This window comes from Achromobacter sp. K91 (genome assembly GCF_003576205.1).
Lineage (GTDB): Bacteria > Pseudomonadota > Gammaproteobacteria > Burkholderiales > Burkholderiaceae_B > Achromobacter > Achromobacter aegrifaciens.
Map to the genome: position 1 here is coordinate 41,285 of NZ_QWFB01000086.1, position 23,994 is coordinate 65,278.

A 23,994-nucleotide genomic window follows, 5' to 3' on the forward strand; every position below is an offset into this window, starting at 1 on the left:
TCAGTGGCCCGTATGCAGGGCCGGATTCAGCGTGCCCCAGGCGGCGGTGCGCACCAGGCACTCCACGGCGCCGGTCTGCGAATTGCGGCGGAACAGCAGGCCTTGCTGACCCGCCAGCGAGGTGGCCTTCACCACCGCGCCTTCCGGCGTCAGCACGCGCGTGCCGGCGGTGACGTAGCAGCCGGCTTCCACCACGCAGTCGTCGCCCAGCGAAATTCCTATGCCCGAGTTGGCGCCCAGCAGGCAGCGCTTGCCGATGGATACCACCTGCTTGCCGCCGCCGGACATGGTGCCCATGATGGATGCGCCGCCGCCGATGTCGCTGCCGTCGTCGACGATGACGCCGGCGCTGATGCGGCCTTCGACCATGGACGCGCCCAGCGTGCCGGCGTTGAAATTGCAGAAGCCTTCATGCAGCACCGTGGTGCCGGGCGACAGATGCGCGCCCAGGCGCACGCGCGCGGTGTCGGCGATGCGCACGCCGCTGGGCATGACGTAGTCGGTCATGCGGGGAATCTTGTCCACGCCGCGGATTTCCAGGATCTGTCCGGAGGCGCGCAGATGCCAGCGCAGCGCATCCACCTGATCCACCGCGCAGGGCCCGGCCGACGTCCAGGCGACGTTGGCCAGCACGTTGAACAGGCCGTCCAGGTTGGCGTCGTGCGGACGGATCAGCCGGTGGCTGAGCAGGTGCAGGCGCAGATAGGCGTCGTGCGCATCGACCGGCGGTTCGTCCAGCGACGAGATCGCGGTACGCACGGCGACGATGTCGACCTTGCGGCGGGTGTCGCGGACCAGGGCGGTGGGCACATGTTCGCCCAGCGCGGCGCGGGCTTCCTCGGGCGACAGGTGGCGGGTGCCGGTGGCCGGCGAGTTGTCGGCCAGCGAGGGACGCGGATACCAGGTATCCAGGATGGCGCCGTCGGCGGCCAGCGTGGCGACGCCATAGGCGATGGCGCTGAGGGGCTTGGGGGAATCGGCCATGATGAAAGAGGAAGTGCGCAGTCTGGGTGCGTAATTCTAAGGCGAAAGGGCCCCGGTTTTCAGAGGCTGCCGAAGGCCCAGCGCAGGCTCAGCGACCCGGTGTGTTCGCGGTTGCCGCCGCCATACTGGCCGCCGTAGGCCAGGCCGATGACGGCCGAGCGCGACACGGCGATTTCCAGGCCGGCGCCCGCCAGCGCGGCGGACCGGGCGATGGGCGCGCCGGCGACCGTCAGCACGCTGCCGCCGTCCAGCACCAGGGTGGTTTCCGGTTGTACGTCGCCAAAGGCGCGGCGCCAGCCCAGTGTCGCGTGCAGTCTGCCGAAGGTGGGGCCGAGCGCGAAGCCGGTCTGGCCGCGCAGGCCCAGCGTGGTGGTGGTCTGCTGGATCCGTCCCGCGTCGGCCGAGAGCGCGGTGAATCCGCCCGATTCGCTGAAGCTGCGCGTGCGCACGTTGCGCACCGCCAGGCCCGCGAATGGTTCGATGGTCGCGCTTTCCGACAGCGGCAGCTCGTAGCCCAGTTCCGAAAAGGCCTGCGCGGTGTAGGCGCTGAAGTCGGCGGTCAAGGTCTGCCGGGCGATGCCGGGCATCTCGAAATGCCGCCGGGTGTCGATGTCGTGCCAGGTGTAGGAGGCGGCCGTCAGCAGGTTCAGCTTGCCGGGGCCGGCGTCGAACGACTTCTTGCCGTAGATCCCCGCGGTATAGCTGTATACGTCCACCCGCGCATCGGCCGCGTCGATGCGGACGCGGCTGCGGGTGGCGCCCAGCGCGCCGCCCAGCCGCCAGCCGGCGCCCGCGTCGAATTCGCCGCCGCCATACAGGCCGGTGGTGCGTTGCTTGATGCGGGCGGTGTTGGCGCCGCCTTCCAGCGTTTGCCAATTGTCGACGACGACGAGCCAGCCCGGCTGGGCCGGCGTGGGACGGGCCGGACGGTCGGCCAGCAGGCTGCGGTCCGGTTCGGCCTGTCCGGCGTGCGCGTGCGCTGCGCCAGCCGCGAACAGGACCTGCATGGCGAACGCCCGCGCCAGCAGCCGCCGGCGCACGGCTATCGGTGGCGGCAAGGACTGTTTACGCCAGTTCTTTCAGCAGCAGTTCCCAGAATTTCATGCGCTGTTCCAGCGTCGAAACCAGGATGTACTCGTTCAAGGTGTGCGCGCCGTCGCCGTCGGCGCCCAGGCCGTCCAGCGTCGGGATGCCCATGGCGGACGTGAAGTTGGCGTCGCTGCCGCCGCCCGTCATGGGCGCGTCTTCCAGCAGGAAGCCGGCGCGTTCGGCATAGCCCTGCACCAGCGCCAGCAGATCGGCGGCGGCTTCGGTCTTCACCATGGGCGGGCGGTTCAGTTCCACGTCGATGTCCAGTTCCACGTCCGGACCCACGGCGCACAGCTCGCGCATGCGGCGCAGCACGTCTTCGGCGGCGCCCATGTCGGGCACGCGGAAGTCGACCACGCAGCGGCACAGCGCTGGCACGGTGTTGGTCACGGTGCCGCCGGCGATGGTGCCGACGCTCACGGTGATGCCGCGGTCATAGTCGGTCATGGCTTCCAGCGCCAGCACCTGATGGGCCATTTCGCGGATGGCGCTGCGGCCCTTCTCATGCTGCATGCCGGCATGGGCCGGACGTCCCTTGACGTTCAGGTTCAGCATGCCGGTGCCCTTGCGCGCCGTGACGCACTTGCCGCCGTTGGGGCGGGCGGGTTCGCAGACCAGCGCGTACTTGGCGTTGGCGGCAAAGCGCTCGATGTGCGCGCGCGACGCGTGGCTGCCGGTTTCTTCGTCGGGCACCACCAGAAAGTCCACCGGCAGCTGGGTCGCGCCGGGGCGCGCCAGGCCGGACAGCGCCGTCAGCGCCAGGTAGATGCCGGCCTTCATGTCGTAGCCGCCCGGCCCATAGAGGCGGTCGCCTTCGATGCGCACCGGGTTCTCCAGCAGCGTGCCCACCGGATGCACCGTGTCCATGTGCGCCAGGATCAGGATGCCGGGGCGCGTGTCGCCGGGGGCGCGGTTGGTCGCGTACAGCAGCGGACCCGTGGTCGGGCCCAGGGACGATAGCTCCACCGTCAGGCCGGCGGCCGCGGCGTAGTCGGCGATGATGCGCGCCATGGCGGCGATGCCCTCGGGGAAGTTCGAGGGCGATTCGCATTGCAGCCAGCTCTTGATGCCGGCGACGATCTGTTCAGTGCTCTGGGTGTTGGACATGACGGTATCGGATATCTGCAACGAAGAAAGTGGGGGCGGTCAGGCGACCTGCTGGCCGGCCAGGCGGGCCAGTTCGGCGGCGTCGGGCATCTTGCCGTCGAACCAGAGGCTGGCGCAGACGGCGGACATGGCGCGGCCGTCGTGGCCGATGCCCGGTACGACCTGCAGCTTCCAGCCGAACGGCACGCCGCGGCGCTCGGCTTCCTTGCGGCCGAACTCGAAGTAGTTCTGCGCGCGTGCGAAACGGTGCGGGCCCTGGCGCATGGCGGCGGGTTCGGACGGCAGGTTGGGGTCGTCGGTGGCGATGTCCTGGTCGCCCGCCAGGATGGTCATCGGATAGGCCAGCAGCTTCACCAGGTGGTCTTCCGTCATGCCTACGCCGTCCATGCCTTCAGGGAAGGGATAGTCGAACGTGGGCAGCGTGTACCAGCCCGGGTTGCCGGCAGCCACGGCCTTGAACGGCGCGTGCGACTGGCTGCTCATCAGGCGGTGCACGAACTGGCCGCCGGCGGAGTGGCCGAACAGGTAGACGTTCTGGCCGTCGGTGATTTCGCCGGCGATCAGGTCCTTGATGACATTGCCCACCAACGCGTAGGTCCAGCCGTCGATGTGGCGCGGATTGCCGCCGGCCGAGAACACGCGGCCGTTGTTGTAGCTTTCCACGCCGGGCCAGATCTCGTTGGAGAAGGTCAGCGCCACGATCAGCAGCTTGTGCTTGTCGGCGGCTTCCACCCAGAAATCGCGGTACTCGTCGCCGTTGCGCAGCACGCCGTGCTGCACGATGACCACCGGCATGTCGGGCGTGTAGCCGTAGGGGCGGTAGGTCTGCAGCTTGAAGGGGCGGTCGGAGTTGCGGTCCTCGTCCACATACAGGATGGCGTTGCGGCCGGCATGGCCCAGTTCGATGGCGATGCGGTCGACGTTGGACATCTCGGAGGGTTTCATCAGGCGTTCGCCTCATTCAGGTGGCAGGCCGACCAATGGCCTGCCGAGATTTCTTTCAGGACCGGCGCCTGCTCGCGGCAGCGCGGCATGGCGTGGGGGCAGCGGGGATTGAAGGTACAGCCCGGCGGCGGATTCAGCGGCGACGGGATCTCGCCCTTGATCGGCGTGAACTTGCGGCCGCGGCGGCCCACGTCCGGCACCTCGGCCATCAGGGCCTGGGTGTAGGGATGGTTGGCGCGCGCGAAGATCTCGGCCGACGTGGAGATTTCCACGATCTTGCCCAGGTACATGATCGCCACGCGGTCGGAGATGTGCTTGACCACGCCCAGGTCGTGGCTGATGAACAGGTAGGTGAAACCGTGCTGTTCGCGCAGGTCCATGAACAGGTTGATCACCTGCGCCTGGATCGACACGTCCAGCGCGGCCACGGGCTCGTCGCAGACCAGGAACTTCGGCGCCACCATCAGCGCACGCGCGATGCCGATGCGCTGGCGCTGGCCGCCCGAGATCTGGTGAGGGAAGCGGTCGCGGTACTCGGGGTCCAGGCCCACTTCCTTCAGCGCCTGGTCGATGCGCGCGGGAATCTGGGCGGCGGGCGCCAGTTTGTGGACCTTGAGCGATTCGCCCAGGATCTGGCGCAGGCGCTGGCGCGGATTCAGCGAGGCCTGCGGATCCTGGAAGATCATCTGCACGCCCAGCGTATAGGCCAGCTTGTCGGCGCCGCGCAGGCGGCGGGCTTCCTGACCCTGGTACAGCAGCTGACCTTCAGTCTGGCCATGCAGGCCGGCAACGACGCGGCCCAGCGTGGACTTGCCGCAGCCGGATTCGCCGACCAGGCCCACAACTTCGCCGCGCTTGATGGACAGGTCCACGCCGTTGACCGCATACACGGTGCGGCGGTCGATGGGACGGCCGGTCAGGGCCAGGATGCGCTGGGCCAGGTCGGGCCGCTGCTCGAAGCGCTTGTGGACGTTCTTGAGCTCGATGACGGGGGTATCGGCTTGGCTCATACCGGCTGGGCCTCGCGGGTAATCGGCACGTAGCAGCGGTAGTTGCGCGCGCCTTCGGTGGTGACAGTGGGGGCTTGTTCGGTGCAACGCGTGACCGCGCTGGTGCAGCGCGGGCGGAACGGACAGCCCGATGGGCGGCCGGCGAGGCTGGGCGCCATGCCGTTGATCTGGTGCAGGCGCGCGCCGGGCTGGGTGGCGCCGGGCATCGAATCCAGCAGGCCCTTGGTGTAGGGGTGGCGCGGCGCGTCCAGCACTTCTTCGACCGGGCCGCTTTCGACGATGCGGCCTGCGTACATCACGGCCACGCGGTCGGCCAGTTCAGCCACCACGCCCAGGTCGTGGGTGATCCAGATCAGCGCGGTGTTGTGTTCGCGGCAGATCTCCTGCATGCGGTAGAGGATCTGGCCCTGGATGGTGACGTCCAGCGCCGTGGTCGGCTCGTCGCAGATGATCAGGTCGGGCTTGTTCAGCATGGCGATCGCGATCGCCACGCGCTGGCGCATGCCGCCCGAGAATTCGTGCGGATAGCTCTTCAGGCGCTTTTCGGGCGAAGGAATGCCGACCATGGCCAGCGCCTCGCGGCAGCGTTCCTCGGCTTCGGCGCGCGGCACGTCTTCGTGGGTCAGGATGGCTTCCATCATCTGCTCGCCGATGCGCAGCACCGGATTGAGCGTCATCAGGGGATCCTGGAAGATCATGGCGATGCGGTTGCCGCGCAACTGGCGCATCTGCTCTTCGCTCAGCTTGCGCAGGTCCGTGCCCTTGAACTTCACTTCGCCGTCCACCACTTCCCCGGGCGGGTCGATCAGGCCCAGGAGCGAAAAGCCGGTGACGGATTTGCCGGAACCCGATTCGCCGACCAGGCCGACGATCTCGCCGCGGCGCACGGTCAGGTCGACGCCGTCGACCGCCAGCCACGCGCCGGCTTCGGTATGGAATGCGGTGCGCAGGCCGCGCACGTCTAGAAGGATTTCGCTCATGCTCGTCGCGGGTCCAGGCTTTCGCGCAGGCGGTCGCCCACGATGTTGATGGAGAGGATCAGCACCAGCAGGGCGATGCCCGGGAACAGGCTGATCCAGTAGTCGCCCGACAGCAGGTACTGGAAACCGTTGGAAATCAGCAGGCCCAGCGACGGTTCGGTGATGGGCACGCCCACGCCCAGGAACGACAGCGTGGCTTCCAGCGCGATCGCGGTCGCGATCTGGATGGTGGCGAACACCATGACGGGGCCCAGGCAGTTGGGCAGCAGGTGGAACAGCATGATGCGCCAGGCGGGGAAGCCCAGGTTGGCGGCGGCTTCCACGTATTCCTTGCGGCGTTCCTGCAGGGCGCGGCTGCGCATGATGCGGGCGTAATGCCCCCACTGCACCAGCACCAACGCCAGGATCACCTTGTCGACCCCTCGCCCCAGCACCACCAGCAGCACCAGCGCCACCAGGATGGTCGGAAAGCCCAGGATGAAGTCGACGATGCGCATGAGCACGGTGTCGACCACGCCGCCGACATAGGCGGCTACCAGGCCGATGGCGCCGCCCACGGCGGTGGCCAGGACCACGGCGGACAGGCCCACCATCAGGCTGATGCGCAGGCCATACAGGATGGCGCTGAGCATGTCGCGGCCCTGGTCGTCGGTGCCGAGCCAGGCGATGCTGCCGTCCATCAGCGCCTGGCGCGGCGCCAGGCGGCCGTCCATCAGCGAAAGGTTGGCGAGGTCGTAGGGATTCTGCGGCGCGAAGAAAGGCGCGAAGACCACCAGGACGATCAGGATGGTCAGCGCGATGACGGAGCCGCGCACCGTCGGGCGCGCGTGCAGTTTCTTCAGGATGGAGGCGCGCTGGGGCGTCTCAGCCAGGGGCTGGACGGTGCGGGTGCGGCCGGGATTCGGAGTTTGAGCCATGGCGGATTATTGAGCGGGAGTCACGAGCTGCACGCGCGGATCGAGCGTGGCGTACAGGATGTCCACAACCAGGTTGATGATCACGAAGATCAGGGTGACCAGCATCACGTAGGCCACCACGACCGGGCGGTCCAGCTGGTAGACGCTGTCGATCAGCAGCTTGCCCATGCCTGGCCAGGCGAACACGGTTTCGGTGATGGTGGAGTAGGCGATGAGGGTGCCGAATTCCATGCCGATCACGGTGACCACGGGGATCAGGATGTTGCGCAGGATGTGGCGGCGCACGATGCGGCCGGGCTTGACGCCCTTGGCGCGCGCGAACTTCACGTAGTCCTGGCTGCGGGCCTCGACCACGCCGGACGCGGTCAGGCGCAGCACCAGGGCGATGTTGGCCAGCGCCAGGTTGATCGCCGGCATGATCAGGTGCGACCAGCCATCGGCAGTCAGGATGGACAGCGGCACGCCCAGCACGGTGACCGTGTCGCCGCGGCCGGTGGCGGGCAGCCAGCCCAGCCATACCGCGAACAGCAGGATCAGCATCATGCCTTGCCAGAAGTTCGGCAGCGAAAAGCCCAGCACCGAAGTGGCCATGATGCCGCGGCCCAGCGGTTGGTCGCGGTACAGGCCCGCGATCAGCCCCAGCGGAATGCCGAACACACAGGTCAGCATGATGGCGACCACCACCAGCTCGAACGTGGCGGGGATGCGCTGCACGATCAGCTCGATGGCGGGGATGCCGTGCACGAAGGATGTGCCCAGGTCGCCGTGCAGCGCGCGCCACAGGAATCCTGTGTATTGCTGCCATACCGGCAGGTCCAGGCCCAGGCGGGCGATCATCGCCTCGCGTGCGGCCTGGCTGGCTTCGGGGCTGACCAGCAGTTCGATCGGATCGCCCACGGCATAGACCGCGAAGAAGACCACGACCGAAACGGCCAGCAGCACGAACAGACTCTGTATCAGTCTGCGTAGGATGAACAAGGCCACGAGATTATTTCCTTGGTGGGCTCAGGGTTTGCGGGCGCCGCGTAGGGTCTTACTTGGCGGGCTTGGCCGACATGGCCAGGGTGTACTGGTCGGCGCGGCCTTCATAGGTCAGTCCCTTGCGGAACGCCCAGATGCTGCTTTCGAAATGCAGGGGAATGCTGGGCAGGTCGGCCAACGCCAGCGTCAGCGATTCCTGCAGCAGCTTTTCGCGCGCGGCCGGGTCCACGGTGACGAGGGCGCGCTTGAACACGCGGTCGAACTCGGGGTTGTCATAGCCGCCGTAGTTGCTGGTGCCCAGGCCGTGTTCCTTGTCGAACGCGCTGACCCAGTATTGCAGGAAGGACGAGGCCTCGCCGGTTTCCGACGACCAGCCGCCCATGGCGAAGCTGAACTCGCGCTTGGCGCGCTTGGGGAAGTAGACCGAGCGCGTCATGGTGTCGACGGTGGTCTTGATGCCCACGCGCGACAGGTATTGCGCCACTGCCTGCGTGACCTGCGCATCGTTGATGTAGCGGTCGTTGGTCGATGAGACGGTCAGCTCGAAGCCGTTCGGGTAGCCGGCTTCGGCCAGCAGCTTCTTGGCGGCGGCCGGGTCGTACTTCAGCGCGGGCGGGTTGGGCAGGGTGCCGAACATGCCGTCAGGCAGGAACTGGTTGGCCGGCGTGGCGGCGCCGTCCATGATGCGGTCGGCGATGGTCTTGCGGTCGATGGCCATGGAAATGGCGCGGCGCACGCGCACGTCCTGCAGCGGGTTCTTGCCGTCCGCGGCTTTCACGCCAGGGCTGGGATTGCGCGCCACGTCGGGCTGGAAATACACCACGCGCACCGACGGGGTGATGACGTGGCCGAAACCCGGCGTTTCCGAAATGCGCTTCACGTCGCGCGCGGCGGGATTTTCGATCAGGTCGAAGTCGCCCGCCAAGAGGCCGGTCAGGCGCGGGCCAGCGGCAGGCACCGGCACCAGCTTTACGTCCTTCCATGCCGGCTTCGCGCCCCAGTAGGCGTCGTTGCGCGTCAGTTCGATGGCGGTGCCCTTGACGTAGCTCTTGAGCGTGTAGGGCCCGGTGCCGATCACGGAGCGGCCGGTGTTGAAGTCGGCCACGGTAGGCCAGGAGCCGGTGACGCCGCACTTGTTCTTCAGGTCGAAGCTGATCGGGCCATGTTCTGCGATGCCGTTCCACAGCATGCCCATGCGGGTCAGGTCGTTGGGCAGCAGCGGATAGGGCTGGCGCGTCTTGATCACCAGCGTGTTCCCGTCGCGCACCTGCACGTCGGCGAACTTCTGCACGATGGAGGGGTACGAGCTGCTGATGGACTGCTCGTTGTTGACCACGCGACAGAAAGTGAACAGCACGTCCTGCGCCGTGAAGGGCTGGCCGTTGGAAAACTTGACGCCATCGCGCAGCGTGAATTCCCAGGTCGTGTCGTCCACCGGCTTCCAGGCCGTGGCCAGGCGCGGGATCAGGTTCATCTTGGCATCCTGCCCCACCAGCGTCTCGAACATGTGCGAGGTCATCGCATCGTTCGGCGTGGCCTGGTGGTAGTGCGGATCCATCGACGTCGGCTCGGACGACAGGCCGATCCGCAGAACGCCGGCGGCATCCTGGGCGATGGCCGCGGTGGTACAGGCGGCCATGGCGAAGGCCGTGAGCATGCTGCGGTAGAGCGTCTGGGCAGACATGGATTTTGTCCCTTTGTTGTATTGGTTATGGTGTTGCGGGGCGGCGTTCCTGGCGGGCCGCCGCGGGTCTTCAGGCGATGGGCTGCGCCAGCCGGACGACGGTCACGCCGGGCCGCAGATTGGCGGTGGAAGGCATGATCAGCACGCAATCGTCATAAGGCGTGACGACGGGCTCGCCCTCGGACCAGCCGATCAGGTCGCCGGCGCGGGCCAGCGTTTCCAGGCCCTTCCAGGGTTGGGCGAAGCGGAAATCGGCGCTCTTGGCGGCGATCGCATGCGTCACGCGCAGTGCGCGCTGCGTGGACGCGGCGGGGGCGAACCAATCCGCGGGCAGGTCGCCGCGGTCCACCGTGCCCGCCTCCACCAGGAAGCGCGCCATCTGGTCGACAGCCACGCCGCGCGCTTCGGGCGCGCCATGGAAGCCGCATTCGATCAGCAGGGAACGGGTGCCGTTGTCGCCGGCTTCGCCGAAGCGGCCATAGTCGCGCATGCGCACGCCCGCGGCGTGGCCGGCGTCGGCGATGATGGTGGCGGGGTTGCCCAGGGCCAGCGCCAGGTCGATATTACGTTGCTCCATGCCGGTCAGCTGCAGCGGCACGTCGGAATTGCTCATCGAATGGAAATCCAGCAGCCAGTCGGCCTGCTCGACCCAGGGCTGGATCTCGGCTGCGCGGCGGCGTTCCTGGCTGGTCGGCACGCTCAGCTTGTCGTCGCTCCAGACGCGGTTCATGTCTTCGTCGACGAAGCGCGCGGGCGCGTAATTCGCAGGGTCGAAGCGATCGAACGCCGCCAGGTTGCAGAACGCCAGCGTCAGCGAACCGCGGCGCGGGCGCAGGCCCGCCGCCAGCGCGTCCTTCAGCGCCCAGGCGCCGCAGAGTTCATTGCCGTGGATCAGCGCGCTCAGCATGACGCGTTTGCCTGGCACGCCCGAATCGAAATGCCAGACCCCCGGGGTATCCGTGTTGCCCACCCGCTCTGCCGACAAGTTCGGACAGGCAAGTAGAAATGGACGCGGTGTGGACGCGGGGGCGGACGTGGGCATGGGAACTCCGATGAAGCGACGGGATTGTATAGGCGATGGCGCTGGGGGGGCGGCTAGCGGCCGGCATGAGCGGGCGCCGCGGCGCGACGGGCGCTGAAACAGGCTGCTAGCACGGGTTTTCCCTTATATATAGGGCGCGTCAGGCGCGCGCCGCCTTTGAGTATTGGGCGAATTCTAGGAGCTTGGCTGCTTTCTCTACAATTAGAATATTTATCTCGAGCTTTGCAGAAAAGGCAAAGCTTGTTCCCCATTCCCATTCTCTGAGAACCGCGAGGGCTGACGTGCACGGCATCGCCTTGAAGTATTTTCTGGAGGTAGCCCAGGCGGGCAGCCTGAGCGGCGCGTCCGAGCGCCTGCATGTGGCGGTGTCGGCCATCAGCCGGCAGATCGCCAAGCTGGAGGAAGAGGCGGGCGCGCCGCTGTTCGAGCGCGCCGCGCGCGGCATGGTCCTGAGCGAAGCGGGCCAGCTGCTGCTGGCGCATGCCCGCCGCACCATGCTGGAAGCCGATTCCGTCCTGCAGGAAATCGCCGCCATCAAGGGCGCCGCGCGCAACGAGATCCGGGTGGCCTCTGTCGAGGGCGTGGCGCGGATCTTCCTGCCCTCGGTGATGGCGCGTTTTCGTCGCGACTGGCCCAACATCCGCTTCGACCTGCACGTGGGGTCGCCGGCCGAAGTCAGCCGCCGGGTGGCCGAAGGCAGCGTGGAACTGGGCATGGTCTTCATTGCCGAACGCATCGGCGGGGTCAGTCCGCGCTATTCGCGCCGCGCGCCGGTGCATGCGGTGATGGCGGCCGACCATCCGCTGGCGGGGCGCGCCAGCGTCAGCCTGCAGGATCTCAGCCAGTATCCGCTGGCGCTGACCGGGCCGGGCACCACCACGCGCCAGCTGTTCGAGATGGGCTGCGCGCTGGAGTCGGTGCAGCTGGAGCCAGCGCTGACCTGCAACGATTCCTCACCCCTGCACGGCTTCGTCTTCGGGTCGGACGCCATCATGCTCAGCGGCTATATCTCGGTGGCCTGGAGCCTGCGGCGCGACGAGCTGATCGCCGTGCCGATTTCCAATGCCGAGCTGCAATCGCGCACCCTGCAGATCCAGGTCATGCCGGGCCGGGTGTTGCCGCCAGCGGCCGAGGCCTTTGTCGAATTGCTGGCGCGGGAGCTGGACGACGCGCTGCAAGGCAGGGCGGCCGCATAGTCCGCCAAGGACGCAGAAGTCCTCCGCCCAGGCAAAAAAACGGCTGCCCTGGGGCAGCCGTTCTTCGTTCAGGCGGACCTGATTACTTCTTTTCGGGCGTGACCGAAGTGGCCAGCGTGTACTGGTCGCGGCGGCCTTCGTAGGTGATGCCCTTGCGGAAGGCCCAGATGCTGCTTTCGAAGTGCAGCGGGATCAGCGGCACGTTGTCCAGCGCGATCTGGGTGGATTGCTGCAGCAGCTTCTCGCGCTTGGGCGCGTCCACCGTCACGATGGCTTCCTTGTAGACCTTGTCGAAGTCGGCATTGCTGAAACCGCCGTAGTTGCTGGTGCCCAGGCTGTTGGGGGAATCCAGGGATGCCACCCACAGCTGGAACAGGGCCGAGGCTTCACCCGTTTCCGCCGGCCAGCCGCCCATCGAGAAGCTGAACTCGCGCTTGGCGCGCTTGGGGAAATAGATGGAGGCCGTCATGGCGTCCACATTGGTCTTGATGCCGACGCGGGCCAGGTACTGGGCCACGGCTTGCGCCACCTGGCCGTCGTTGACGTAGCGGTCGTTGGTCGACGACAGGGTCAGTTCAAAGCCGTTCGGGTAGCCGGCTTCGGCCAGCAGCTTCTTGGCGCCTTCCGGGTCGAACTTGATTTCCGGCGCCTGGGGCAGCGCGCCGAACATGCCGTCGGGCATGTACTGGAAGGCGGGCGTGGCCATGCCGTCCATGATGCGGGCGGTGATGGTCTTGCGGTCGATGGCCATCGAAATCGCCTTGCGCACGCGCAGGTCCTGCAGCGGGTTCTTGCCGTCGGCGCTCTTGACGAAGGGGCTCGGGTTGCGGCCCACGTCAGGCTGGAAGAACACCAGGCGGGTCGACGGGGTGGCGACGAAACCGAACTTGGGGTTGTCCTTCAGGCGCGGCAGGTCGCGGGCGGCGGGGTTTTCGATCATGTCGAAGTCGCCGGACAAGAGGCCGGTCAGGCGCGGGCCGGCCGACGGCACCGGCACGAACTTCACTTCCTTCCAGTACGGCTTGGGACCCCAGTAGTTTTCATTGCGGACCAGCTCGATGCCGGTGCCCTTGACGTAGGACTTCAGGGTGTACGGGCCGGTGCCGATGGCGTCCTTGCCGTTGTTGAAGTCGGCCACGGTGGGCCAGGGGCCGGTCACGCCGCAACCCTTCTTGGGGTCGAACGTGAGCTTGCCGTGTTCGACGATGCCATTCCAGACGATGGGCAGCGAACGCGCCAGTTCGGCGGGCATCAGCGGGAAGGGTTCGCCGGTCTTGATGATGACGGTGTGCGCGTCCGGCGTCTGCACGTCGGTGATGCGCTTGGTCATGTCCATATAGGACTGCGACACGTTGGTTTCGTTGTTCAGCGTGCGGCAGATGGTGAACAGCACGTCTTCGGACGTGAACGGCTTGCCGTTGGAGAACTTGACGTCGTCGCGCAGCTTGAATTCCCAGGTCTGGTCGTCCAGCGTTTTCCAGGAGGTGGCCAGGGCCGGAACCAGCTTCATGTCGGCGCTGCGGCCCACCAGGGAACTGTAGACGTGCGCAGAGAAGGCGTCGTTCTGCGTCATCTTGTGGTAGTGGGGATCCGCCGAGGTGGGCTCGGCCGACAGGCCGATCTTCAGCGTCTGGGCTTGGGCGGCGGCCAGGGGAATGGCGGCGGCCGCAAGGGCCAGGGTGGTACGCAACTTCATGGTGACAACTCCGGATGGGGAACGAACCGGATCGCGCCTGCGTGTAAACCGGCCTGCGCCAGCCGCGCGGGCGGCGTCGCCTGGAAGGGGCTCAGGGGGTTTTGGCGCCGGGCACGACGGCAAGGGGCCGATTATCGGTAGGGGCTTCGCGCACTGTCAATGCGCAATGGCAAGCGTGGCGCTAGGGAAAACGCGGAGAGGGAGGGGGAAAGAGGGCGCCGCGCTGCCTCGTCTGGAGGCCTGCGCGGCGCGATGGCGCCCGGGTGAGGGGCTGGGCGCCGAAGAACCGCCGCAAGGGGCGCCGGGAAACCGGCGGGCGTTGCGGCGGGGTCGCGCCGGGCTGAATCGCGGGAGATCGATCGCGACTCAGGCCGGCGCGGCAGGGCTTACCACTGCGAACCGGAGAAGCGCGAGCTGGCGGCGCGGGCCTTGTTCATCGACTCGTTCACTTCGTCGATGAAGGAAAACACGGCGGCAACAGCTGCCACTACGGCTTGGCCGGCCTTCTTCAGGCTGGTCAGCGGATGGGAATTCGGTTGGTTCTCGAGGGCGCCGCGGAGCAGGTCACGCTCCAGCGCGTCGGTCAGGCGGGCAGTGTGGTTCAGGGTCAGTTCGCTCATGGTTTGCTCCAGTCCGTTTCGTCTTGGGGTAAACCATTATAGGGATAACCCTAGAACAAAAGCAATGCCATTTATAGGGTAAACCCCTATATGTTGTAAAAATGTTTATGCCGCAGGGACTTAGCCGCCATTGCGCAGGGCGCGGGCGGCATCCGCCAGCTCTCCGGCGGTCAGTCCGATGGGGCCGACACCCTGGGCGACCAGCGCGTCGGCGGCCGCGCCGTGCAGCCAGACTGCCCCGGCGACCGCCTGCTCCAGCGGCAGCTTCTGGGCGATCAACGAGCCCAGCATGCCCGCTAATACGTCCCCGGTTCCGGCGGTGGCGAGCCCCGGATTGCCGCTGGTATTGACCCGCAGATCGCCATCCGGGGAGCAGACCACGGTGCCCGCGCCCTTCAGTACGATCCAGGCGCGGTAGCGCTGGGCCAGTTCCCTGGCGGCGGCCGGCCGGTCGGCCTGCACCTCGGCCGTGTCCATGCCGAGCAGCCGCCCGGCCTCGGCCGGATGGGGCGTCAGCACCACGGCGCCCTCGCCCCAGTTGGGCTGGATGTCGCCGCGGGCCAGCAGATTCAGGCCGTCCGCGTCCAGCACCAGGGGCGAGCCGCGGCGCAGCACGAACAGTTCGGACAAGGCGTTGGCCGCCAGGGCGCCCGTGCCGATGCCGCAGCCCGCCACCCAGGCGGTGACGCCCCAGTCTTGTTCCAGCAGCGAGCGGGCGTCGCGCAGCATCAGTTCGGGCTGCAGCGGATCGCAGGCCAGCGGCGCGGCGTCCTGGGCGAAGCCGACCAGCACCTTGCCGGCGCCGGTCTTCAGGGCGGCGCGCGCAGCCAGCAGCGCCGCGCCCGTCATGCCCGGGCCGCCGCCCACAACGCCCACTGTGCCGAAACTGCCCTTGTGGGTGTCCTGGCCGCGCGGCGCGAACAGGGCGGGCAGGGCGGCGCGGTCGATGGTGCCGCCGGCGGACGGGGCGGGTGTGTTCATGGGCTGAGGCTCCTGGGGATGGCGGCGTGGCGCGAAAGCGCGTATCTACTATAGTGCGCCCAAACCGGCCGGCATCCGGCCCGGCCTCAAGACAAGATTACGTGGAGACGAACATGAGCGACATCACGCTGGAACACTATTCCGCCTATGAGTCCCTGAAACTGCGCCGGCACCCCGGCGGGGTGCTGGAGGTGATCATGGGCGCCAAGGGCGGCATGCCGGGCAAGCTGTCCACCGCCGATGACCGCATGCACCGCGAATTGGCCGACATCTGGCGCGATATCGACACCGACCCGGACACCCGGGTGGTGGTGATCCGCGGCGAGGGCAAGGGCTTTTCGGGCGGGGGCGACCTGGACCTGGTGCAGCAGATGGCCGACGACTTCGACGTGCGCACCCGCGTCTGGCGCGAGGCTCGCGACCTGGTCTACAACATCATCAACTGCAACAAGCCCATCGTGTCCGCCATGCATGGCGCGGCCGTGGGCGCGGGCCTGGTGGCCGGCCTGCTGGCCGACATCTCAATCGCGGCGCGCGACGCGCGCATCATCGACGGCCATACCCGCCTGGGCGTGACGGCCGGCGACCACGCCGCCATCGTCTGGCCGCTGCTTTGCGGCATGGCGCGCGCCAAGTACTACCTGATGCTGTGCGAAACCGTGACCGGCGAGGAAGCCGAGCGCATCGGCCTGGTGTCGCTGTGCGTGGACGAGGCCGAACTCATCGGCCGCGCCTTTGAGGTCGCCAACAAGCTGGCCGCCGGTTCCCAGACCGCCATCCGCTGGACCAAGTACTCGCTGAACAACTGGCTGCGCATGGCCGGGCCGAGCTTCGATACGTCGCTGGCGCTGGAATTCATGGGCTTTGGCGGCCCGGACGTGCGCGAAGGGATCCAGTCCCTGCGCGAACGCCGCGCCCCGAACTTCCGGCCGGATTCGCCGTTCTGAGGCGACGGATTACGCGCGCCAGGCTAGGGCGCGCAATCCGGCTTTCCTACTTCTTGAAGAACTTCGCGAACGCCGCCTGCGCTTCCTCGGATTGCAGGCGGATGCGGAATTGCTGGGCTTCATAGTCCAGCGTGTCCTGGATCGCCTGGCGGTCCGGGCGGCGCAGCATGGCCTTGGTCAGGCGCAGCGCGGCCGGCGGCTGGCGCGCCAGGTCGGCGGCGGTGGCTTGCGCCGCCGCCAGCGCCTGGCCCTTGGGCGTGACCGAAGTGGCCAGCCCGGCGTCGCAGGCGTCCTGCGCCGTGAAGGCCTTGCCCTGCAACAGCCATTCGGCGGCGCGGCGGGCGCCGGCCAGGCGCGGCATCAGCAGGCTGGAAGCGCCTTCCGGGCACAGCCCCAGCGCCACGAACGGCATGCGCAAGGTGGCGCCTTCGCCGATGTGGACGAAATCGCAGTGCTGCAACAGGGTCACGCCGATGCCGATGGCATAGCCTTCGACTGCGGCGATGACCGGCACGTCCGCCATCACCAGCGCCCGCAGGAAGGTCAAGGCGGCGCTGTCGCCTGCGCCGCGTTCCGCCTGGAAGTCGCGCAAATCATTGCCCGCCGTGAAATGCTCGCCCGCGCCGGTCAGGACCACTGCCGCCAACGCCGTGTCGGCGCATGCCAGCGTGATCTGCTCGGTCAGGGCGGCATAAGTGGCCGTATCCAGCGCGTTGCGGCGGTCCGGGCGATTGATGGTCAGCGTCAGCACCGCGCCGTCACGGCTGACCTGCAGGCCGGCGCTCATGCGCCGAAACCGTCGGCCAGGCGGGACTTGGCGTCCGCGTATTCGCTGCGCAGCGTGTCCACGATCTGGCGGGTCGGCAGCACGCTGGCGATGCCGCCTACGCCCTGGCCCGCGCCCCAGATGTCCTTCCAGGGCTTGACCCGGGTGGAGCCGAAATTGGACGCGCCGCTGTCTGGCTGCGGCAGGTTGGCCGGGTCCAGGCCGGCGGCGGCGATGCTGGCCTTCAGGTAGTTGCCGGGAATGCCGGTGAAGAACGGGGTATACAGGATGTCCGAGGCGCTGGCGTCCACGATGGCGGACTTGTAGCCTTCACTGGCGTTGGCTTCCTCGCTGGCGATGAAGCGCGTACCCATATAGGCGAAGTCCGCGCCCATGGCCTGCGCGGCCAGGATGTGCGCACCCGAGGTGATCGCGCCCGACAGGATCAGCGGGCCGTCATAGAAGCGGCGCACTTCGGACACCAGCGCGAAGGGGCTGAGCGTGCCCGCATGGCCGCCAGCGCCGGCGCACACCAGGATCAGGCCGTCCACGCCAGCTTCCAGCGCCTTTTCGGCGTGGCGGATGGTGGTCACGTCATGGAACACCTTGCCGCCCCAGTCATGGATGCCTTTGACCAGGTCGCCGGGGGCGCGCAGGCTGGTGATGATGAGCGGCACGCGGTGGCTGGCGCACACGGCCAGGTCCTGCTCCAGCCGGTCGTTGGACTGATGGATGATCTGGTTGACCGCAAACGGCGCCACCGTCGCGCCGGGGTTGGCCTCGCGGTGCGACGCCAGGCCGGCCTGGACTTCGTCCAGCCAGTCGGTCAGCAGGCTCTGCGGACGCGCGTTCAGCGCGGGGAACGACCCCACGATGCCGCTGGTGCACTGCGCCACCACCAGCTTGGGATTGGACACGATGAACATCGGGGCGCAGATGACCGGCAGGGACATCTGGCCGTACAAATCAGTCACGAGAGAGTGGGGCATGGCTTCGTCGCGGAAAAAGGTCACGGGAGAACTTGAACATCGGGACTTGAACACCGTTGGCGGGTGTGCCTATAATTACCTACCGACCGTCCGGTAATTAATTAATCCTTATTAAACGGCATGCGCTGAAGCGCTGTCAATGGAGGTACGCGAGTCCCTCCGGCAGCTGCGGCGCGGCCCCTGCAAAGGCTGCCATGGCGACCTCCGCCCCTCCCGCCCAGAAACGCGCCCGCGCCGGCCGGCCGCCCACCGTGGCGGCCCCGCGCGAACGCATCCTGGAAGAAGCCGCCAAGCTCTTCGCCCAAAGCGGCTACGACGGCAGTTCGGTATCCGACCTGGCCGGCGCGCTCGGCGTGTCCAAGGCGGCCATCTACCACTACTACACCACCAAGCAGGACATCTACGACGCCATCATCCTGGCCGTGCTCAGCGGCCTGACGCAGGCCGTCGCCCAGGATGTGGCGCGGGCGGAGGGCGCCACGGCCCGGCTGCGCGCCTTCATGGTGGGCCACGCGCGCTACTTCGAGCAGCACCACGCCGAATTCGTCACCATGCTGATCGGCTATTCCGGCATGGCCCTGACCGAACGCGAAGACGCCGCCCGGCTGCGCGACGGCTACGAGAAGCGCCTGCGCGAACTGATCGCGCAAGGCGTCGCCGCCGGCGAGTTCCGCGCGCTGGACGTGGCCGCCGCGGGCCGCGCCGTGCTGTCCATGCTGAACTGGATGGTGCGCTGGTACAAGCCCGGCCAGGGCGACAGCGCCGAAGCCATCGCCGCCGGCTATTTCGATCTATTGGTCGGAGGCATGCGCGCCTGAGGCGCGGCTGTCCCCGGCTTGCCCCGTATCTTCTTGAGACTCCCACCATGGCCCTCGATACCGAAACCCTGAACCTGTTGCTGGACGCCGTGCGCCGCTTCGTGCACGAACGCCTGATCCCCGCCGAAGACGAACTCGCCGAAAGCGGCCAGGTGCCGCCCGACATCGTCAACGAGATGCGCGACCTGGGCCTGTTCGGCCTGTCCATCTCGCCCGACCATGGCGGCCTGGGCCTCACCATGGAAGAGGAAGTGCGAGTGGTCTTCGAACTGGGGCAGACCTCGCCCGCGTTCCGTTCGCTGGCCGGCACCAACATCGGCATCGGCTCGCAGGCCATCGTGCTGGCCGGCACCGACGAGCAGCGCGCCCGCTACCTGCCCAAGCTGGCCAGCGGCGAATTGATCGGCTCGTTCGCGCTGACCGAACCCGACGCAGGTTCCGACGCAATGGCGCTGCGCCTGTCCGCGGTGCGCGACGGCGACAGCTATGTGCTCAACGGCACCAAGCGCTACATCACCAACGCGCCCATCGCCGGCCTGTTCTCTGTCATGGCCCGCACCGCGCCGGAACGTCGCGCCAATTCCATTTCGTGCTTCCTGGTCGAAGCAGGCACGCCGGGCCTGACCATCGGCAAGCCCGACAAGAAGATGGGCCAGGCCGGCGCCCTGACCAGCGACGTGGTGTTCGACAACTGCCGCGTCCCGGCCAGCGCGCTGCTGGGCGGCGAAGAGGGCAACGGTTTCCGCACCTCGATGCGGGTGCTGGACAAGGGCCGCCTGCATATCTCGGCGCTGTGCGTGGGCATCGCCGACCGCCTGCTGAGCGATGCCGTGAAGTACGCCATTGAGCGTAAGCAATTCGGCCAACCCATCGCCGAATTCCAGCTGATCCAGGCCATGATCGCCGACAGCCAGGCCGAACTCTACGCCGCGCGCTGCATGGTGCTGGACGCCGCCCGCATGCGCGACCGCGGCGAGAACACCACCATGCAGGCCGCTTGCTGCAAGCTGTACGCCACCGAAATGGTGGGCCGCGTGGCTGACCGTGCGGTGCAGATCCACGGCGGCGCCGGCTACATGTCGGAGTACGCGGTCGAGCGCTTCTACCGCGACGTGCGTCTGTTCCGCATCTTCGAAGGCACTTCGCAGATCCAGCAGCTGGTGATCGCCCGCGAAACCATCAAGGCGCATTCCTGAGCGCGGACCCGGCGCAAGAGGCTAATATCCTGCATGACTGACGGTGATCCGGCGCACGGCCCATGGCCGCGCCGGCATATGACGCGCCAGCGGCCGCGCGCCGCCGGCATGACGGAATTCCAGTCTGGCTTGCGCGCCGCCGCAAGCCGGACGTTTTCATTTCTCTTCTAGCGAAAAGACTAATGTCGCAACGTCCCGCTCCCCTTACCGGCATACGCGTGCTGGATCTCACCCGCGTCCTGGCGGGTCCCTGGTGCACCCAGAACCTCGCCGACCTCGGCGCCGAGGTCATCAAGATCGAACGCCCCGGCGCGGGCGACGACACGCGGGCTTGGGGGCCTCCGTACCTGAAGGACGAGGCGGGCAACGACACCACCGAAGCTGCCTATTACCTGTCCGCCAACCGCAACAAGCTGTCGGTGGCGCTGGACATCGCCTCGCCGCGCGGCGCCGAGCTGGTGCGCGAACTGGCGTTGCAAAGCGACATCCTGGTTGAAAACTTCAAGGTGGGCGGCCTGTCCAAGTACGGCCTGGACTACGAAAGCCTGAAGGAGCTCAACCCGCGCCTGATCTACTGCTCCATCACCGGCTTCGGCCAGACCGGCCCTTACGCCAGCCGCCCCGGCTATGACTTCATGATCCAGGGCATGGGCGGGCTGATGAGCATCACCGGCGAACGCGATGACCTGCCCGGCGGCGGGCCGCAGAAAGCGGGCGTGGCGGTGACCGACCTGATGACCGGCATGTACTCCACGGTGGGCATCCTGGCCGCGCTGCACGAGCGCTCGCGCAGCGGCCTGGGCCAGCACATCGACATGGCGCTGCTGGACTGCCAGGTCAGCATGCTGGCCAACCAGAACCTCAATTACATGACCTCGGGCGTGGCGCCCAAGCGCGCCGGCAATGCGCACCAGAATCTGGTGCCTTACCAGGTCTTCGCGGCCAGCGACGGCCACCTGATCGTGGCGGTCGGCAACGACAGCCAGTTCCGCAACTACTGCGGCGCGATCGGCCTGCCCGAGCTGTCGGCCGATCCGCGCTTTGCCACCAATCCGCAGCGCGTGAAGAACCGCGCCGAACTGGTGCCGCTCCTGGCCGAACGCATGGCCACCGGCGCGCGCGACCACTGGCTGGCCGCGCTGGAAGGCGTGGGCGTTCCCGCCGGCCCCATCAACACGCTGGACCAGGTCTACGAAGACCCGCAGGTCCTGGCGCGCGGCATGAAGCGCGAAATGCCGCATCCGACCGCGGGCACAGTGCCCATTGCCTCCAGCCCGCTGAAGTTTTCCGACAGCCCGGTCGAGTACCGTCGTCCGCCGCCCATGCTGGGCGAGCACACCGAACAGGTGCTGTCCGAGAAGCTGGGCCTGTCGGCCGAAGAAATCCTGGCGCTGGCGCAAAGCCGGGCCTGAACCCCATCCAATAAAGGCAGGAGAGTGTTGATGAAGGAGATTCAAACCATCGGCGTCGTCGGCGCCGGGGCCATGGGGCGCGGCATCGCGCAGATCGCGGCGCAGGCCGGGCTGCGCGTGCGCCTGTACGACACCAGCGCCGATGCCGTGGCGGCTGCGCGCGAATCGTTGCGCCAGACCTGGGACAAGCTGGCCCAGAAGGGCAAGCTGAGCGCGGCCGACGCGCAGGCCGCGCTGGAACGCGTGGAATCCGCCACCGCGCTGACCGACATGTCCAACTGCCAGCTGGTGGTGGAAGCCATCGTCGAACGCCTGGACGTCAAGCGTGACCTGTTTGCCGCGCTGGAAGGCGTGGTGGCCGAAGATTGCATCCTGGCGTCGAACACCTCGTCGCTGTCGATCACCGCCATCGCCGCCGCCTGCAAGCGGCCGCAGCGCGTGGCCGGCTACCACTTCTTCAACCCGGTCGCGCTGATGAAGGTGGTCGAAGTCATCGACGGCCTGCGCAGCGCGCCCGAAGTCGGCGACGCGCTGGCCGATCTGGCGCGCCGCATGGGCCACACGCCCGTGCGCGCCAAGGACATGCCGGGCTTCATCGTCAACCACGCTGGCCGCGGCATGAATACCGAAGGCCTGCGCGTGGCGCAGGAAGCCGTGGCGACCTTCGCCCAGGTCGACGCCGTGATGCGCGAACAGGCCGGTTTCCGCATGGGGCCGTTCGAACTGCTGGACCTGACGGCGCTGGACGTGTCGCACCCCGTCATGGAGTCCATCTACCGCCAGTTCTTCGACGAGCCGCGCTTCCGTCCTTCGCCCATCACCACCGTGCGCCTGGCGGGCGGGCTGATCGGCCGCAAGGCCGGCGAAGGTTTCTACGTCTACGCCGACGGCCAGAAGCAGGTGCCAGCCGAGCCGCCCGTGCCGGCGCTGCCCGAAAACCTGAAGGTCTGGGTCAGCCCCAAGCACGGTGAAGGCTACGCCCGCGCCGCTGCGCTGGTCGAAAAGCTGGGCGCCACGCTGGTGACCGGTTCCACGCCCGACGCCGACGCGCTCATCCTGGTCACGCCCTACGGCGAAGACGTCTCCACCACCGTTTCCGCGCAAGGCCTGAACGCGGCCCGCACGGTCGGCCTGGACACGCTCTACGCTTTCGACAGCGCCAAGCGCCGCACCATCATGGTGTCGCCCGCCACCGAAGCCAAGTGGCGCGACGCCGCGCACGCGCTGCTGGCTGCGGACGGCGTGCCCGTCACGGTGATCGAGGATTCGCCTGGCTTCATCGCCCAGCGCATCGTCGCCACCATCGTCAACATCGCCAGCGACATCGCGCAGCAGCAGATCGCCACGCCCAAGGACATCGACCTGGCGGTGACGCTGGGCCTGGGTTATCCGGTGGGCCCGCTGGCCCTGGGCGACAAGCTCGGCGCCGACCGCATCCTGGAAATCCTCAAGAGCATGCAGCGCGTGACCGGCGATCCACGCTATCGCCCCAGCCTGTGGCTGCAGCGCCGCGTGCAGCTGGGCATGTCGCTGACCAAGGCGGCTGGCGAAGAGTGACGCGATGAGCATGGCAGGCGCCGCCCTGGCATGCGAAAAAGCCCGCAAGACATCATGTCTTGCGGGCTTTTTTTCGCGACGCCGGCCGCCTCAGTTCGCCGGCTTGACCCCGATCAGGGACACCAGCGGCGTCCATAGCGCGATGTCGTCGCGGATGCGCCGGGCGAACTTCTCCTTTACTTCGCCTGCCCGCGGCTGGCTGCCGGACGCGTCGAATTTGCTGAGCACCTCCGGGTCGCGCAGCATGACCTGCACGGCGTCGGCCAGCCTGTCCACCACTTCGGCGGGCGTGCCAGGGGGCGCGAACAGGCCGTTCCAGGTTTCGATCTCGTGTCCGGAGATGGTGTCGGCGATGGCCGGCACGCCGGGCAACTGAGGCACGGGCTGGCGGCTGGACACGCCCAGGAAACGAATGCGGCCGCTGTCCTTGTACGGCAGGATTTCGGAGATGTTGGCCGAGTACAGATCGGTCGTGCCGCCCATGGTGTCGAGCAGGGCGGGCGCGCCGCCCCGGTAGCCGATCAGTGTCGCCTCGACACCCGCGCGCTTGAGAAACACCAGCACCGACATGTGCGACATCGACCCTTCGCCGCCGTGCGCGACGGTCAGCGCGCCCGGCTTGGCCCGGCCATACTCGATCAGTTGCGCCAGGCTCTGGAAACGCGAACTGGACGGCACCGTGAGCACCAGCGGATTGCTGGCGATGTTGGCGACCGGCACCAGATCGTTCAACGGGTCGTAACGCACATTGAACAAAAACCGCACCAGCGAAACCTGGCCGATGGAGCCCACCATCAGCGTGTTGCCGTCGTTGCGCGAGCGTATCAGCGCATCGGTGGCAATGGTGCCGCCTGCGCCGGCCTGGTTCTTCACGACGACCGATGAACCCAGGGTGCGGCGCAGCGAATCGGAGGTAATGCGCGCCACGTAGTCGGTATTGCCGCCAGGCGGATACGGCACGATCAACGTGATGGCGGTCCCATCCTGGGCGCGGACCAACGTGGGCAGCAGCAATGGCGCAGAAGCCAGCAGCCGCGAGAACTGACGACGATTCATGATGTTTTCCCCTTGTGTCGT

The 23,994-nt window shown here is 67.6% G+C and carries 22 protein-coding genes; 6 read left to right on the forward strand and 16 right to left on the reverse strand.

The genetic code is table 11. The annotated features are described in order from the left end of the window. From dapD to DXK93_RS30930, 10 genes are all read right to left on the reverse strand, one after another. On the reverse strand, nucleotides 1–984 hold the full coding sequence (dapD, locus tag DXK93_RS30885) for a 2,3,4,5-tetrahydropyridine-2,6-dicarboxylate N-succinyltransferase (RefSeq protein ID WP_054455175.1): 984 nt from the start codon (nucleotides 982–984) through the stop codon (nucleotides 1–3). 59 nt (nucleotides 985–1,043) lie between these two features. Then, complete coding sequence (locus DXK93_RS30890; protein WP_233564655.1) at nucleotides 1,044–2,042, reverse strand: autotransporter outer membrane beta-barrel domain-containing protein; 999 nt, start codon at nucleotides 2,040–2,042, stop codon at nucleotides 1,044–1,046. 7 nt (nucleotides 2,043–2,049) lie between these two features. Beyond that, nucleotides 2,050–3,180, reverse strand: coding sequence for a M20 family metallopeptidase (locus tag DXK93_RS30895; RefSeq protein ID WP_054455173.1), 1,131 nt, complete (start codon nucleotides 3,178–3,180; stop codon nucleotides 2,050–2,052). 39 nt (nucleotides 3,181–3,219) lie between these two features. Beyond that, a complete protein-coding gene (locus DXK93_RS30900; RefSeq protein WP_054455171.1) occupies nucleotides 3,220–4,125 on the reverse strand; it encodes a hydrolase in 906 nt (301 codons plus the stop codon). Then, complete coding sequence (locus DXK93_RS30905; protein WP_013391145.1) at nucleotides 4,125–5,135, reverse strand: ABC transporter ATP-binding protein; 1,011 nt, start codon at nucleotides 5,133–5,135, stop codon at nucleotides 4,125–4,127. Before DXK93_RS30905 ends, DXK93_RS30900 begins: the two co-directional genes overlap by 1 nt. Continuing rightward, a complete protein-coding gene (locus tag DXK93_RS30910) occupies nucleotides 5,132–6,115 on the reverse strand; it encodes an ABC transporter ATP-binding protein (RefSeq protein WP_054455169.1) in 984 nt (327 codons plus the stop codon). Before DXK93_RS30910 ends, DXK93_RS30905 begins: the two co-directional genes overlap by 4 nt. Continuing rightward, nucleotides 6,112–7,032, reverse strand: a complete 921-nt coding sequence (locus tag DXK93_RS30915) for an ABC transporter permease (RefSeq protein ID WP_054455166.1) — start codon at nucleotides 7,030–7,032, stop codon at nucleotides 6,112–6,114. Before DXK93_RS30915 ends, DXK93_RS30910 begins: the two co-directional genes overlap by 4 nt. Nucleotides 7,033–7,038: 6 nt before the next feature. Further along, nucleotides 7,039–8,016, reverse strand: a complete 978-nt coding sequence (locus DXK93_RS30920) for an ABC transporter permease (RefSeq protein WP_054455165.1) — start codon at nucleotides 8,014–8,016, stop codon at nucleotides 7,039–7,041. A 49-nt stretch (nucleotides 8,017–8,065) separates the two neighbouring features. Continuing rightward, nucleotides 8,066–9,697, reverse strand: coding sequence for an ABC transporter substrate-binding protein (locus tag DXK93_RS30925; RefSeq protein ID WP_119452134.1), 1,632 nt, complete (start codon nucleotides 9,695–9,697; stop codon nucleotides 8,066–8,068). A 70-nt stretch (nucleotides 9,698–9,767) separates the two neighbouring features. After that, entirely contained in the window at nucleotides 9,768–10,739 is a 972-nt protein-coding gene (locus DXK93_RS30930) for a succinylglutamate desuccinylase/aspartoacylase family protein (protein WP_054455161.1), read from the reverse strand. Nucleotides 10,740–11,020: 281 nt separating this feature from the next. Here DXK93_RS30930 and DXK93_RS30935 point away from each other — a divergent pair, with 281 nt between their 5' ends. Next, nucleotides 11,021–11,935 carry a LysR family transcriptional regulator gene (locus tag DXK93_RS30935; RefSeq protein ID WP_054455159.1) on the forward strand — a complete coding sequence of 305 codons (915 nt, stop codon included), beginning with the start codon at nucleotides 11,021–11,023 and terminating at the stop codon, nucleotides 11,933–11,935. 82 nt (nucleotides 11,936–12,017) lie between these two features. Here DXK93_RS30935 and DXK93_RS30940 read toward each other — a convergent pair whose 3' ends face one another. The 3 genes from DXK93_RS30940 to DXK93_RS30950 form a co-directional block, all read right to left on the reverse strand. Continuing rightward, nucleotides 12,018–13,631: an ABC transporter substrate-binding protein gene (locus DXK93_RS30940; protein WP_054455157.1), complete on the reverse strand. Its 1,614-nt coding sequence runs from the start codon at nucleotides 13,629–13,631 to the stop codon at nucleotides 12,018–12,020. A 386-nt stretch (nucleotides 13,632–14,017) separates the two neighbouring features. Then, nucleotides 14,018–14,251 carry a hypothetical protein gene (locus DXK93_RS30945; protein WP_054455155.1) on the reverse strand — a complete coding sequence of 78 codons (234 nt, stop codon included), beginning with the start codon at nucleotides 14,249–14,251 and terminating at the stop codon, nucleotides 14,018–14,020. 120 nt (nucleotides 14,252–14,371) lie between these two features. Next, nucleotides 14,372–15,232 carry an NAD(P)H-hydrate dehydratase gene (locus DXK93_RS30950; RefSeq protein ID WP_119452135.1) on the reverse strand — a complete coding sequence of 287 codons (861 nt, stop codon included), beginning with the start codon at nucleotides 15,230–15,232 and terminating at the stop codon, nucleotides 14,372–14,374. A 113-nt stretch (nucleotides 15,233–15,345) separates the two neighbouring features. Here DXK93_RS30950 and DXK93_RS30955 point away from each other — a divergent pair, with 113 nt between their 5' ends. Next, a complete protein-coding gene (locus tag DXK93_RS30955; protein WP_054455150.1) occupies nucleotides 15,346–16,179 on the forward strand; it encodes an enoyl-CoA hydratase/isomerase family protein in 834 nt (277 codons plus the stop codon). Nucleotides 16,180–16,225: 46 nt separating this feature from the next. Here the strand turns inward: DXK93_RS30955 and DXK93_RS30960 are convergent, their stop codons facing one another. Then, nucleotides 16,226–16,966, reverse strand: coding sequence for an enoyl-CoA hydratase-related protein (locus DXK93_RS30960; RefSeq protein WP_054455148.1), 741 nt, complete (start codon nucleotides 16,964–16,966; stop codon nucleotides 16,226–16,228). Next, entirely contained in the window at nucleotides 16,963–17,934 is a 972-nt protein-coding gene (locus DXK93_RS30965; RefSeq protein ID WP_054455881.1) for a nitronate monooxygenase family protein, read from the reverse strand. The genes DXK93_RS30960 and DXK93_RS30965 overlap by 4 nt, the downstream gene beginning before the upstream one ends. Before the next feature lie 194 nt (nucleotides 17,935–18,128). Between DXK93_RS30965 and DXK93_RS30970 the strand changes: the two genes are divergently transcribed. From DXK93_RS30970 to DXK93_RS30985, 4 genes are all read left to right on the forward strand, one after another. Then, nucleotides 18,129–18,752 (forward strand): TetR/AcrR family transcriptional regulator, encoded by a 624-nt coding sequence (locus tag DXK93_RS30970; RefSeq protein ID WP_054455146.1) that lies wholly within the window; start codon nucleotides 18,129–18,131, stop codon nucleotides 18,750–18,752. A 47-nt stretch (nucleotides 18,753–18,799) separates the two neighbouring features. Then, the gene (locus DXK93_RS30975; protein ID WP_054455144.1) at nucleotides 18,800–19,948 is read left to right on the forward strand and encodes an acyl-CoA dehydrogenase family protein; all 1,149 of its coding nucleotides are present in this window, start codon (nucleotides 18,800–18,802) and stop codon (nucleotides 19,946–19,948) included. 182 nt (nucleotides 19,949–20,130) lie between these two features. Next, nucleotides 20,131–21,360: a CaiB/BaiF CoA-transferase family protein gene (locus DXK93_RS30980; RefSeq protein WP_054455142.1), complete on the forward strand. Its 1,230-nt coding sequence runs from the start codon at nucleotides 20,131–20,133 to the stop codon at nucleotides 21,358–21,360. A 30-nt stretch (nucleotides 21,361–21,390) separates the two neighbouring features. After that, entirely contained in the window at nucleotides 21,391–22,917 is a 1,527-nt protein-coding gene (locus DXK93_RS30985; RefSeq protein ID WP_119452136.1) for a 3-hydroxyacyl-CoA dehydrogenase, read from the forward strand. A gap of 90 nt (nucleotides 22,918–23,007) precedes the next feature. Here the strand turns inward: DXK93_RS30985 and DXK93_RS30990 are convergent, their stop codons facing one another. Beyond that, entirely contained in the window at nucleotides 23,008–23,973 is a 966-nt protein-coding gene (locus tag DXK93_RS30990; protein WP_119452137.1) for a tripartite tricarboxylate transporter substrate binding protein, read from the reverse strand. Nucleotides 23,974–23,994: the final 21 nt, after the last annotated feature.